At 68.9% G+C, this 13,670-nt stretch carries 8 protein-coding genes and 2 pseudogenes; 9 read left to right on the top strand and 1 reads right to left on the bottom strand.

Going from position 1 to position 13,670, the window contains the following annotated elements; all coding sequences use genetic code 11:
* Positions 1 to 68: 68 nt before the first annotated feature.
* The 7 genes and pseudogenes from Q0863_RS06970 to Q0863_RS06940 all read left to right on the top strand — a co-directional run.
* Complete coding sequence (locus tag Q0863_RS06970; RefSeq protein ID WP_298576748.1) at positions 69 to 2,924, top strand: pitrilysin family protein; 2,856 nt, start codon at positions 69 to 71, stop codon at positions 2,922 to 2,924.
* A 313-nt stretch (positions 2,925 to 3,237) separates the two neighbouring features.
* Positions 3,238 to 3,546, top strand: coding sequence for a DUF4156 domain-containing protein (locus Q0863_RS06965; RefSeq protein WP_298576747.1), 309 nt, complete (start codon positions 3,238 to 3,240; stop codon positions 3,544 to 3,546).
* 272 nt (positions 3,547 to 3,818) lie between these two features.
* The gene (locus Q0863_RS06960; RefSeq protein WP_298576745.1) at positions 3,819 to 4,835 is read left to right on the top strand and encodes a 3-oxoacyl-ACP synthase III; all 1,017 of its coding nucleotides are present in this window, start codon (positions 3,819 to 3,821) and stop codon (positions 4,833 to 4,835) included.
* 164 nt (positions 4,836 to 4,999) lie between these two features.
* Entirely contained in the window at positions 5,000 to 6,169 is a 1,170-nt protein-coding gene (locus Q0863_RS06955; protein WP_298576743.1) for a Fic family protein, read from the top strand.
* Between the two features lie 142 nt (positions 6,170 to 6,311).
* Positions 6,312 to 6,497: pseudogene (locus Q0863_RS06950) on the top strand (hypothetical protein); the annotation flags it as partial.
* Positions 6,494 to 8,443: an ATP-binding protein gene (locus Q0863_RS06945; RefSeq protein ID WP_298576742.1), complete on the top strand. Its 1,950-nt coding sequence runs from the start codon at positions 6,494 to 6,496 to the stop codon at positions 8,441 to 8,443. The pseudogene Q0863_RS06950 and the gene Q0863_RS06945, both read left to right, overlap by 4 nt.
* A pseudogene (locus Q0863_RS06940) lies at positions 8,440 to 9,747 on the top strand (site-specific DNA-methyltransferase); the annotation flags it as partial. The gene Q0863_RS06945 and the pseudogene Q0863_RS06940, both read left to right, overlap by 4 nt.
* On the opposite strand, the gene Q0863_RS06935 reads toward Q0863_RS06940, so the two are convergent.
* Entirely contained in the window at positions 9,742 to 10,692 is a 951-nt protein-coding gene (locus tag Q0863_RS06935) for an IS481 family transposase (protein ID WP_298576738.1), read from the bottom strand. The pseudogene Q0863_RS06940 and the gene Q0863_RS06935 overlap by 6 nt on opposite strands.
* Positions 10,693 to 10,827: 135 nt before the next feature.
* Between Q0863_RS06935 and Q0863_RS06930 the strand changes: the two genes are divergently transcribed.
* A complete protein-coding gene (locus Q0863_RS06930; RefSeq protein WP_298576736.1) occupies positions 10,828 to 11,124 on the top strand; it encodes a hypothetical protein in 297 nt (98 codons plus the stop codon).
* 1 nt (position 11,125) lies between these two features.
* On the top strand, positions 11,126 to 13,630 hold the full coding sequence (locus Q0863_RS06925) for a DEAD/DEAH box helicase family protein (RefSeq protein WP_298576734.1): 2,505 nt from the start codon (positions 11,126 to 11,128) through the stop codon (positions 13,628 to 13,630).
* Positions 13,631 to 13,670: the final 40 nt, after the last annotated feature.

The following is a 13,670-nucleotide window of genomic DNA, read 5'->3' as shown; positions in this document are numbered from 1 at the left end:
TTCCGGCCCGCGAGGCGCCCCTGGGGCCGCGGCTAAGATGGGCAATCACCGAACCCAAGAGCCACCGCATGTCGTCGAACGCACCCCACCGCCACCCCGCGCGCCGCGCGCTGCTTTCCGCCGCCCTCGGCCTGGCCCTGGGGACCGGCCTGGTCGGGCTGCCAGCCGCCGCGGCGGACGTGGCCGTGCCGGTCGTCGACATCGCCCACGACAGCTTCACCCTGCCCAACGGCCTGCGCGTGGTGGTCCACACCGACCGCAAGGCGCCGATCGTCGCGGTCAACATCTGGTACCACGTCGGCAGCAAGGACGAACCGGCCGGGCGCAGCGGCTTCGCCCACCTGTTCGAGCACCTGATGTTCCAGTCCAGCGAGCACCATCCGGGCGAGTTCTTCGATCCGTTCCGCGCCGTCGGCGCCACCAGCCAGAACGGCACCACCAACACCGACCGCACCAACTATTTCCAGAACGTGCCGACCACCGCGCTGGACATGGCGCTGTGGATGGAATCGGACCGCATGGGCCACCTGCTTGGCGCGATCGACCAGGCCGCGCTCGACGAGCAGCGCGGCGTGGTGCAGAACGAGAAGCGCCAGCGCGAAAACCAGCCCTACGGCCAGGTCTGGGAAAAGATGACCCAGGCGCTGTACGGCGCCGGCCATCCCTATGGCCACAGCGTCATCGGTTCGATGAACGACCTCAACGCCGCCTCGCTCGACGACGTGAAGCAGTGGTTCCACGCCTGGTACGGCCCCAACAACGCGGTGCTGGTGCTGGCCGGCGACATCGACGTGGCGACCGCGAAGGAGAAGGTGGCGAAGTACTTCGGCCACATCCCGGCCGGCCCGACCATGTCGCAGCCGGCGGTGGACGTGGCGCGCCGCGCGCAGACCACGCGCGAGGTGATGCAGGACAAGGTGCCGCAGCCGCGCATCTACCGCGTCTGGAACGTGCCGGAAACCGGCAGCGTCGAGCTCGACCGGCTGCAGGTGCTGGGCTACGTGCTGGGCGGGGCCAAGTCCTCGCGCCTGGATACGCGCCTGCTGCACGGCGAGAAGCTGGTCGACAACATCAGCGCGATGGCAGGCCCCTCGCAGCTGGGCTCCAATTTCTACATCGTGGCCACGGTCAAGCAGGGTGTCGATCCGCGCCGGGTCGAGGCGATCATCGACGAGGAGATCGCGCGGCTGGTGGCGAAGGGCCCGACCGCGGAAGAACTCGAGCGCGCCCGCACCATGATCCGCGCCGGCTTCATCCGCGGCGTCGAGCGCATCGGCGGCTTCGGCGGCAAGGCCGACGTGCTGGCCGAATGCGCGGTGTTCGAGGGCGATCCGGGCTGCTTCCGCACCCAGCTGGCCAACTACGCCGGCGCGACCGCCGCCGACATCCAGGCGGTCGGCGCGAAATGGCTCGGCGCAGGCAGCCACACCATCGTGGTCGAACCCGGCGAGCGCACCGCGCTGGCCGAGGCTCCGGCGGCGGTTCCGGCACCGTTCGAGCTGCCCGCGCCCGATCCGAAGTTCAGCGCCACGCCCGCCGCGGTCGACCGCAGCCTGGGCGTGCCGAAGACCACCCGCTTCCCCGAGCTGACGTTCCCCGCGCTGCAGCGCGCCACCCTGGGCAACGGCACGCAGGTGGTGCTGGCCGAGCGCCACGACATCCCGGTGGTGCAGCTGAGCTACGAGTTCCACGGCGGCTACAGCAGCGATCCGGACGGCAGCGAGGGCGTGGCCGATTTCGCCATGGACCTGCTCGACGAGGGCGCGGCCGGCATCGGTTCGCTGGAATTCGCCAACCGCGCCGAAGCGCTGGGCGCCAGCCTCGGCGCCGGCGCCTCGCAGGACGGCGGCAACGCCTGGCTGTCGGCGCTGAAGGAGAACCTCGATCCGTCGCTGGCGCTGTTCGCCGACATGGTGCGCCGCCCGAACTACGACCAGGCCGAGATCGACCGCGTCCAGGCGACCTGGATCGCCGGCATCCGCCAGCAGAAGGCGCAGCCCGCCGGCATGGCGATGCGCGTGCTGCCGGCGCTGCTCTACGGCGCCAGCCACCCCTACGGCGCGCCCGGCAGCGGCACCGAGGCCTCGATCGCGTCGCTCGACCGCGACGACCTGCTCGCCTTCCACCAGCGCTGGGTGCAGCCGCGCAACGCGACCCTGATCGTGGTCGGCGACACCACGCTGGACGAGATCGTGCCGCAGCTCGAGCGCCATTTCGGCGACTGGCGCGGGCAGGGCGCGGCGCCGGCCCAGGTGGAGGTGCCGCAGGTCGCGCTGCCGCAGGCGCCGCGCGTGTTCCTGATCGACCAGCCCGGCGCGGTCCAGGCCAACATCTTCGCCGCGCACCTGGTGCCCGGCACGCGCGACCCGGGCGCGGTGTGGCTGGAACTGGCCAACGGCGTGATCGGCGGCGACTTCACCGCGCGCCTGAACATGAACCTGCGCGAGGACAAGCACTGGTCCTACGGCGCCAACAGCTCGCTGGGCGGCGCGCTGGGCCAGCGCCGCTGGATGGTGTCGGCGCCGGTGCAGATCGACCGCACGGCCGATTCGATGGCCGAAATCCAGCGCGAGATCAGCCAGTTCGCCAGCGGCGCGCAGCCGCCGAGCGAGGCCGAGGTGGCGCGGGTCAAGGCGATCCAGACGCTGAGCCTGCCCGGCGCCTACGAGACGGCATGGTCGGTGATGGGCGCGATCGGCGGGATCGTCCGCTTCGACCGTCCGGACGACTACGTGCTGCGGCGCAAGGCCGAGGTCGAGGCCGCCACCCCGCAGCAGCTGGCCGAAGCGGCCACGAGCATCCGTCCCGAGGCGCTGACCTGGGTGGTGGTCGGCGACCTCGCCCAGACCGAAGCGGCGGTCCGCGCGCTGGAGCTGGGCCCGGTGCAGGTCATCGACGCGGACGGCCAGCCCGTCCGCGAGTGATCGCGTCGCCGCCGCCCCGGATGCAGGTGGGGCGGCGCGATCGCCGTGCGGGCCAGCCGCGCCGCCGGGCCCGGCCGGTCGTTGCGCACGAGGGTTGCCGCCGAGGCCGGGTGGCAGCGCAGGCTTCTGCAAGTCCCCGTGGAGCACGTCCAGCCCGGCCCTGGCGGTGCCGCGGAAGATCAACGGTGCCGGCGCGGCGCAGCACCGCCAGGATGAACAGCCACGCTATCGCCGCCTGCCGCGTCCCCATCCGCGCGATCGATGCCCGCCACAATGGCCGCGCCCGCGCCCCGACATCCACGAGGAAGCCCTGATGCGCATGATCCTGATCGTTCCGCTGGCCCTGGTCCTGTCTGCCTGCACCTGGGTGCACATGGCGCCCGGCGCCAGCGCCGTGAAGGTCGTCAGCGGCCCCCCGGGCGGCTGCGAGAAGCGCGGCGAGGTGGAGGTGTCGGTCAAGCACTCCATCGCCTTCATCGACCGCAACCCGATCAAGGTCCGCGACGAACTCGAGACCCTGGCCCGCAACGAGGCCCCGGGCCTGCAGGCCGACACCATCCACCCGCTCGCCGGCCCCAGCGGCGGCAGCCAGCGCTTCGCCGCCTGGCGCTGCGGCCGCTGAGGCGCTGCCCGAGGCCGCACACGCTCCCGTTTCGCTCCCGTCCGGGCGCCGGGCAGTGGGCACGCCGGCCGCATCCAGCAGCTGGCGCCCACTTCCGGGCCCGGGCGACGGGGGTCCGGCCGTCCCGGCCGCGTCGACAGGCCCTCGGGGAAACCGCACCACGCCACGGTTTCCCGGCGCCCGGCCGGCCCGCGATTCAGCCAGTTCCATGCGGGCCGGCCCCGAAGGCGGTACCCTATACGGCTCCGTATCCGTCACCGGCTGCCCAGCCCATGCTCTTCCAACACGTCGCCATCGCCGGCCTGGCCCACATCGACGCGCCGCGTCGCCTGTCCTCGGCCGAGATCAACGAGCGCCTGCGGCCGACCCTCGACCGGCTCGGCATCCGCATCGACGTGCTGGGCGAAGTGGCCGGCATCCACTCCCGCTACCTGTGGGAAGACGACGTGCAGGCCTCCGACGTGGCCACCCTGGCCGGCGTCAAGGCGCTGGCCGATGCCGGCATCGACCCGGACAAGGTCGGGCTGCTGGTCAACACCTCGGTCAGCCGCGACTACCTCGAACCGTCCACGGCCAGCATCGTCTCCGGCAACCTCGGCCTCCCCGACACCTGCCAGAACTTCGACGTCGCCAACGCCTGCCTGGCCTTCATCAACGGCATGGACATCGCCAGCCGCATGATCGAGCGCGGCGAGATCGACTACGCCCTGATCGTCGACGGCGAGACCGCCGACCTGGCCTACGAGAAGACCCTCGAGCGCCTCACCAGCGCCGATGCGACCGAGGAACAGTTCCGCAACGAACTGGCGACCCTGACCCTGGGTTCCGGCGCCGCGGCCATGGTGCTGGCGCGCGCCGAACTCGCACCGGGCGCGCCGCGCTACCGCGGCGGCGTCACCCGCGCCGCGACCGAATGGAACAAGCTGTGCCGCGGCAATCTCGACGGCATGGTCACCGACACCCGCATGCTGCTGATCGAGGGCATCAAGCTGTCGCAGAAGACCTTCGGCGCCGCCAAGCAGGCGCTGGGCTGGGTGGCCGAGGAACTGGACCAGTTCGTCATCCACCAGGTCAGCAAGGTGCACACCGCCGCGTTCACCAAGGCGATCGGCATCGATCCCAAGAAGGTGCTGACCATCTTCGGCGAACACGGCAACATCGGTCCGGCGTCCGTGCCGATCGTGCTGAGCAAGCTGCGCGAGATGGGCCGCCTGAAGAAGGGCGACCGCGTGGCCCTGCTGGGCATCGGCTCCGGCCTGAACTGCTCGATGGCAGAAGTAGTCTGGTGATTCCCGCCGCAGGCGGTTGAGACGAGGGCCGGCTTGTCCGGCCCTTTGTCGTTTGGGCTGACGCGGAAGAAGCATTTCCCTTGCGAGGACGAGCCCAGCAAGCAAGGAAAAAATCTGCGGTATAGTTTTCCTTGTCCAGCGGCTTCCCGCTGCAAGGAAAGAACATGCCTGAAAGGACGACGGGCCACTACGTTCCCGGTTCCCTCGCGGGAAGCCGCTACCAGGCTTTCATCCCCGATCCGCTGCCGCCCCAGCCGCCGCTCGACTTTTCGGCCGCGGACCTGGTGGCGCGCAAGGAACGGGCCGACCAGGCGCTGGGGCGGCTGGACGGCATCACCCTGATGCTGCCCGACCCCGAACTGTTCCTGTACCAGTACGTGCGCAAGGAGGCGCTGCTGTCCTCGCAGATCGAGGGTACGCAGTCTTCCCTGTCCGACCTGCTCCTGTTCGAGGCGGATGCCGCGCCGGGCGTACCAGTCGACGATGTCGAGGAAGTCTCCAACTACGTGGCCGCGCTCAAGCACGGGCTGCGTCGCCTGCGCGAGGACGACTTCCCGCTGTCCCTGCGCCTGATCCGTGAAATGCACGCACTGCTGCTGCGCGGCGGGCGCGGTGCCACGAAGCAGCCCGGGGAATTCCGCAAGGGACAGGTCTGGATCGGTGGCCCGTCGCCCGCCCTGGCGCACTTCGTGCCGCCACCGCCGGAGGCCCTGCCCGATGCGCTGGCGGCGCTGGAGCGGTTCCTGCATGAACCCCCCGGCCGAATGCCGCCGCTCGTGAAGGCGGCGCTGGCGCACGTTCAGTTCGAGACCATCCATCCGTTCGGCGACGGCAACGGCCGGCTGGGTCGCCTGCTGATCGCGCTCATCCTGTGCAACGAAGGCGTGCTGCGTGACCCGAGCCTCTACCTCAGCCTGTACTTCAAGCGCCGCCGCACCGAGTACTACGAGCACTTGAACAATGTGCGCGTGCAGGGCGACTGGGAAGGCTGGCTGGGGTTCTTCCTCGACGGCGTGGCCGACACCGCACAGCAGGCGGTGGATACCGCGCAGCGTCTGCTCAAGCTGCTGGCCGAGGACCGGGCGCGGATCGGTGCATTGGGCAGTCGTGCCGGCAACATCGGACTGGTGTTCGACCAGTTCGCGCGGCGGATCGTCATGAGTGTGCCGCAGGTCGCGCCGCAGATTCCGCTCAGCGCGCCCACCATCCGCGCAGCCGTGCGCGCGCTGCAGGATCTGGAGATCGTCAACGAGGTCACCGGCCAGCAAAGGCACCGGGTCTTCGCCTACAGTCGCTATCTGGACATCCTCAGCGAAGGGGCACAGCCGCTGTGAGCAACCGGGGGAACGGCCAGTGTCGCTGAGCCTCAACGAAATCCGGGACCGCGCCCGCGCGTTCGCGCGCGAATGGGACGGCGAGACCTCCGAGCGCGCCGAGGCGCAGAGCTTCTGGAACGACTTCGATCGCCAAGCGCGAACCGCCGCGCGCTATCTGCGCGAGCTGGTGGACATCGGCATGCTGCAGGAGCAGCGCATGGGCAAGGGGAAGCTGTTCCTGCACACGGCCTGCCTGCAGCTGCTGTCCAATGCCGATCATCACCTCCTGTCTTACGCTGCGAACAACGCCGTCGCCATGGCCCGTCTTGCAGGTAATCGAGCATGACGAGCGCGTATGATCTGCTGCAGAGCCTGAATCTGCTCGACGAGCACGAGCGCATCGAGGCCAAGCGCTCCGACGAAGTCGGCAAGTCGCTGCTGGAAACGATTTGCGCCTTTGCCAACGAACCCGGATTGGGCGGGGGGTGGATCCTGCTTGGCGTCACACGAGAAGAACTCGCGCTGTTCCCCAGCTACGAAGTCGAGGGACTCGACCATCCCGACAAGATCAGCGCAGACCTCGCCAGCCAGTGTGCAGCCACGTTCAACCAGCCGGTGCGCATCCAGATTGCGACCGAACAGCTGGATGGCAAGCCGGTCATCGTGGTATCCGTGCCGGAGGCCGCAGCACAGGACAAGCCGATCTACTTCAAGGCGCAAGGCTTGCCACGCGGCGCGTTCCGTCGCATCGGAAGCACCGACCAGCGCTGCACCGAGGACGACCTTCTGCTTCTGTACCAAGGCCGGCAGGTCGAGAGCTTCGATGCCGGGCGAGTGCCGGACGCCAGCATGGACGACTTCTCGCCGGAGGCGATCGCCGAGTATCGCACCGCCCTTGCCGAAGCCAATCCGGATGCCGAAGCGCTTCGCTGGAGCGACGAAGAGCTGTTGCAGGCCCTGGGCTGCGTGCGACGCGACCCGCGGGGTGACTGGCAGCCGACGGTGGCGGGCCTGCTTCTGTTCGGCAAGCCGACCGCGCTGCGGCGTTGCTTCCCGATGACACGCGTCGATTACATCCGCGTTCCCGGCCGGGACTGGGTGCCCGACCCCGAGCGGCGCTTCGACACCCTTGAACTGCGCGACCCCCTGTTCCGACTTGTCCGCCGTGCCCAGGCCGCAATCCTCGACGATCTACCCAAGGCCTTCGGCCTGCAGGAAGGGGAGCTGCAGCGGCAGGACCGGCCATTGATCCCGCAGGTCGTGATCCGCGAAGCCCTGGTCAACGCGGTGATGCATCGCAACTATCGCAGCCATGTCCCTGTCCAGATCATCCGCTATGCCAACCGCCTGGAAATCCGCAATCCCGGGTTCTCGCTGAAATCGCCGGAGCATCTGGGCGAACCCGGGTCCGCGCCGCGCAACCCCAAGATTGCCGCCGTGCTCCACGAAACCCGGTTTGCCGAGACCAAGGGCAGCGGCATCCGCGTCATGCGCGACAAGGCGGCGGAAGCCGGCTTGACCCCGCCGCTGTTCGAATCCGACCGCGGGCGGGACCAGTTCGTAGCCCGCTTCTTCTTCCACCACTTCCTCGGCGAGGACGACCTGCGCTGGCTGGCCCGGTTCCGCGACCTGCACCTGAGCGAGGCCGAGGCCCGGGCGCTGGTGGTGGCCCGCGAGGCCGGCGCCATGGACAACGCCACCTATCGGGACCTGAACAAGGTGGACACGCTTGCAGCCAGCGCCGCGCTGCGCAGGATGCGCGATGCCGGCCTGTTCGAGCAGCAGGGGCGTGGATCGGCCACCTGGTACCGCCCGACCGGCATCTTGCTGGGGGAGGATGCCCTGGGAGGCGCCTTGTCTGACAACCCGGGCGCGTTGTCTACCAACCCGGGCGTGTTGTCTACCAACCAGGGCCCCTTGTCTACCCAGCTGGACGGCCTGTCTGCCGAGCCCGGAAGCGGGTTCGCCGAGCCGTTCCCCGCACCCGCACGGGCCCGCCGGGTGGCGTTGCTGAACGAGTTGCCTGGTGAGCTGGCGGCGCAGGTGGGCGCGCTGGGCCAGCGCAGTACGCCCGCAGACGTGGCGGATCTGATCGTCGCGGTATGCGGCATCCGTAAGTGGACCGCGGAGGAACTTGCCCAACTGCTGGGCAGGCACCCAAGGTATGTACGCCAGAACTACCTGCGCCCGCTGATGCGGACCGGGCGGATCGCCATGACCCGCCCCGAGGTACCGAATGATCCCGAGCAGGCCTATCGGGCCATCGAGACAACGGGGAGCGGACGGGAATGACACAAAAGTACGACGACCTGGACCGCGCGACGCTGATCCGCCTGTTGCAGCGGCGCGATGCCGAGCGCCAGCTGGGGCTGGTGTGGGAGCGCGACGAGATCGAGGCCGACGCGGCGGTCAACACCGACTACGTGGCGCTGCAGCCCGATCCGGCGCTCAGCCACGGCGATGCGCCGTGGGACAACCTGATCATCGAGGGCGACAACTTCGACGCCCTGCGCGCGCTGCGCATGAGCCACAAGGGTGCGATCCGCTGCATCTACATCGACCCGCCGTACAACACCGGAAACCGGGATTTCGTCTACAACGACCGCTTCGTCGACCGCACGCACCGCTTCCGCCACTCGCTGTGGCTGGAGTTCATGTACCGGCGCCTGCAGCTGGCGAAAGACCTGCTGGCGGACGATGGGGTGATCTTCGTCAGCATCGATGACAACGAGTTGCTCCGGCTCGGGATGTTGATGGAGCGAGTCTTCGGTCCGGACAACTTTGTTGCGCAGTTCATCTGGAGAAAAGTTGATAGCCCGAACGATAACAAGGTCGCAATCACACCAGACCATGAATACGTGATCTGCTATGCGCGCCGGCTAGATGAAGCGAAGTTCATCCAGAAGCCTGCGCCTGAGATTGTCGCTGCATACGGTCAAGTCGAACCAGATGGTCGTAGGTACCGAGACCGCCTCCTGAAGAAGAACGGCGCCAATAGTCTGAGGCGGGACCGCCCCAGCATGTACTTTCCGATCTCTGGTCCCGACGGCGTGGACGTCTACCCTATGCATGACAACGGCCAAGAGGCGTGCTGGGCAAAAGGACGCGCCGCGGTCGATGTGCATATTGCTGATGGAACTTTGGTCTGGAAGCAGCGCGAGAAGCAGGGGAGGGTGGTGTGGGAGCCGTACACGCGGGAGTACGCGCCACAGATTCCGACGCGACCTTGGCCAACGATCTGGCACGATCTCGCTACCATGAGGCAGGCAAAGGCGCTTCTCAGGGACATCTTTCAAACATCGGAATTGTTCAGCACCCCAAAACCGGTAGAGCTGATCGAGCGGATCCTCAGGACCACAGGGATGCAGGATGGTGTCGTGCTCGACTTCTTCGCAGGTTCGGGAACGACCGCCCACGCGGTTGCGAGGCTCAATGCCGAAGACGGCGGCAACCGCAAGTTCATCCTCGTCAGCAGCACCGAAGCCACCGAGGACGAGCCGGGCAAGAACCTCTGCCGCGATGTCTGCGCAGAGCGTGTGCGCCGGGTGCTGGGTGGCTACACCAATGCCAGGGGCCAGGTGGTCGCGGGCCTAGGTGTGTAAACCCAAGACGTTGTTCAGTGGAAGCTGGATGCGGCTGATTGGGGGTTGGTAGCCAAGGCTGGCGTGCGGCCGGTGCCAGTTGTACTGGTGCAGCCAACGAGGAAGAGCGTGCCGGCGCTGCTCCGAGTTGTCGTAGGAACGGGCATAGGCCCATTCGCGCAAAGCGGTCTGGACCAGTCGCTCGGCCTTGCCGTTGGTGCGCGGGGTGTAGGGCCGCGTGCGCAGATGGCGTAGGCCCAGCCGCCGCAGGAGCCGGCGGAACCGCCGGCTTTTGTAGCAGGCGCCGTTGTCGGTCATCACCCGGCGGAAGGCTACGCCGAGAGAACGGTAGTAGCGTAGTGCCTGCAACAGTGCGCGGCAGGCGCTGGAGCCACGTTCGTCGTTTTCGATGGTGCCGAAGGCGACCCGGGAGTGATCGTCGATGGCGAGGTGGACGAACTCCCAGCCTGCGCCATCGGAAGCGCCTTGGCGATCGCCTGTGACCCGATGGCCGGGGCGCCAGAACCGGCCCAGCTTCTTGATGTCCAGGTGCAGCAGGTCACCGGGCTGCGCGTACTCGTAGCGGTTATCCGGGCGCGCTGGTTCAAGTTCGGCCAGCCGGTGCAGTCCGGCACGCCGCATCAACCGGGCGATCGTGCTCAACCCGATGGGCAAGGCCAATGCGATCTGCCGATAGGGCTGGCGCTGGCGACGCAGTGTGACCGCCTGTTCGACCAGCTCCGGCGGTGTGGCCGACGGCGATTGAAGAGGCCGGGACGAGCGGTCATGGAGGCCGCCCGGGCCTTCTTCACGGAAGCGGCGCAACCACTTGTAAGCGGTCCTGACGCTGACCCCGGCTGCGTGGGCGGCTTCCTCGACCCGGAGGCCATGGTCGATCACCCGCTCGACAAGCAGGGCTCGACCGCGAGGTGTAAGACGGGCATGTTTATGCAGGTTCATCCGGGGCTCCTGGGGGTTGGGTTGGCTTCGTAACCCCCATCTTCCAGAGATGCCCCGGATGAACAACCTACTGAGAGATCACACCTAGGCGGCGGCTTCGCCTATCTGCGCGCACGGCGCGTGCCGAAGCACCGCATGAGCCAGAAGCTCGACCACGCCGAGATCTGGACCGCGCTGCAGCTGCTGCACAACCGGCCGCTCACCCCTTGGCCGGGCGGCGGCTTCGCGGTGGACGAGGGCGATGGCGACGCCATCGCCTACCTGGCCGACGCCTATCCCGCCAGCCGCACCCGGATGGAGGCGTGGCTGGCGGCGCGCGGCGCGCAGGCGGCCACCGTCTACAGCTGGTCGCCCGAGCGCTATCGCGGCGTGGACTCCCCGCACGACTGGCGCCCCATCCCGCAGCACCTGCGCGAACGGTTCGGACGCTGACATGGCCGCCACCCTCAAGCCCTTCCAGGAAACGGTGTGCACCGGCATCGTCGCCCGCCTGGACAATGTGCGCGAACTGTACGCCCGCCTGTCGCAGGCCGACCCGGACCGTCTGCAGGAGGCACGCCGCAACGATGCGGCGCTGGTGCTGCAGGCCCCCACCGGCGCCGGCAAGACGCTGGTCGCGGTGGAGGCGATGCGTCGCGTGTCGGCAAAGGAACTGGTGCTGTGGTTCTGGTTTGCGCCGTTCACCGGCCTGGTGGAGCAGTCGCGCCGGGTGATCGCGGCGCAGGCGCCCGAGCTGTCGCTGTTCGACCTGGTCAGCGACCGCCAGCCCGACGCCGTGCGCGGCGGCGGCGTGTTCGTGGTCACCTGGGCCTCGCTGGCGGCGCGCAGCGCCGAGAGCCGGCGTGCGCGCCAGACCGGCGATGCCGGCCTGGCCATCGATACGCTGATCGCGCAGGCGCGCGAGCAGGGCTTGCGCATCGGCTGCGTGGTGGATGAGGCCCATCACGGCTTCCAGCGCGCCGCGCAGGCGCGTGCGTTCTTCACCGATGTGCTGCAGCCGGATTATGCGCTGCTGATGACCGCCACTCCGCGCGACGCCGACATGGCTGCGTTCGAGCGCGCCACCGGCTACAACGTCGGCGAGCCGGCGGACTGGGCCTCGGTGAGCCGGGCCGACGCGGTGGATGCGGGCCTGCTCAAGCGCGGCGTGCGCATAGTGCGCTTCATCGCGCGCGATGGCGATACCGCCCAGCTCGTGGACTTCGAGCACCTGGCCCTGCGCGAATGCGCGGCCATGCACCGTCGCATCCAGGGCGAACTGCGCGCCCAGGGCGTGGCGCTCACCCCGCTGATGCTGGTGCAGGTACCGGACGGCCGGGCGGCGCAAGAGGAAGCGCGGCGTCACCTGGTCGAGGAGCTGGGCTTCGATGCCGCGGCCGTGCGTGTGCACACCGCCGACGAGCCCGACCCGGACCTGCTGTCGCTGGCTGACGACCCGACCGTGGAAGTGCTGGTGTTCAAGATGGCGGTCGCGCTCGGGTTCGATGCCCCGCGCGCATTCACCCTGGCGGCGCTGCGCGGCGCGCGCGACGTGGACTTCGGGGTGCAGGTGATCGGCCGTATCGTGCGCCGCCATTCGCTGCTGCAGTCGCGCACGGCGCTCCCGCCGCTGCTCGACAATGGCTACGTGTTCCTGGCCAATTCCGAATCGCAGGCGGGCCTGCTGCAAGCCGGCGAGCAGATCAATACCCTGACCACGCAGGCGCCGGAGCTGGGCACCCAGACGGTAGTGACCGTGGTCGGCGATGCCTCCCGGCTGCAGGTGGTGCGCAGTGGGGAACCGCTCAGCCTGCTGGTGGCCGACGGTCGGATCAGCATCGTCGATACGTCGGGAAGCGATGCAACGCGGCAGGATCTGGACTCCGACGCACAGGCCACGAGTGCGCTGTCGCAATCGCCCTTCGCTTCGCTCGCGGGGGCCACGCAGGCGCTGCTGCAGATGGCCGGCGGCGAGGCGACGATGGACACGGCGGCCGACTCGCTGCTGTCGGCCTTCGCCCTGGCGGGCGAGAGCAGCTACCGCTACCCGCGCCGCGCCGATGCGCCCGCATCGTTGCGTGGCGAGAAGCTGCCGCCCGTGCCGGCGGACTTCGAGGCCGGCATCGCCGCGCACGTCAACTTCTCCGCCGAGGTGCTGAACGAGCGTACCCGGCGCCGCGTCCAGGTGCAGCGGATCGAGGGCGGATTGTTCGACGGGCAGGATGGCGTCGCCGAGGATGGCCAGGACATCTGGGCCACGATGTCCCCGGAGGCGGTGGCAGAGCGCGCCGAGCAGATCCGCCTGCGGCTGCCGGATGCGAACGACCGCGAGCTGTATGCCCGGCTGCTGGAGCGATTCGTCGCGGCCGTGGAGGAGTCCGGCGCCGATGTCCCCGATGACGAGGAAGCGCGGATGCAGCAGCTCGACCTGGTACTGGTGCGGCGGCCGTCATTGTTGCGCGACGCCTACCGCAGCATGCGCCGGGACCATGTGCAGGACATCGACGTGCCGCTGCCGGCCGAGCTGCACAGCGACCTGCGCCTGCGGCCGGCGAACCGTGCGCTCTATGGCGTGTTTCCGCCTGGGATGAACGGGGACGAGCTGGCCATCGCCGAGCAACTCGACTCGAGTCCGCTGGTGCGCTGGTGGCACCGCAACACGCCACAACGCGGTCTGGGGCTGTACCGCTGGGACGATGGTGCGGGCTTCTATCCCGACTTCGTGGTCTGCATCGAGGGGCGGCCGGGCAGTGGCATCGCCCTGCTCGAGCCGAAGGGCGAACACCTGTGGGGCAAGGACAGCGAGGTCGACAAGAGCGCCGCCGTGCATCCGGAGCATGGGCGCGTGTTCATGGTGGGGCGCAAGCGCGGCGAGCGCGCGTTCGTCTTCCTGCGCGAACTGGGCGGGAAGCTCCAAAGCGACGGAGCGTTCAGTATCGACCGGTTGCGCTTCGGTTGATCCCGGCGTGAGGTGAGCGTCCGCCCGGTCCAGGCGGCGG

The sequence above is a fragment of the uncultured Luteimonas sp. genome (genome assembly GCF_947492465.1).
In the GTDB taxonomy this organism is placed as follows: Bacteria; Pseudomonadota; Gammaproteobacteria; order Xanthomonadales; family Xanthomonadaceae; genus Luteimonas.
Note: the sequence above shows the minus strand (reverse complement) of the source record. Positions and strands in the feature narration are given on the sequence as shown.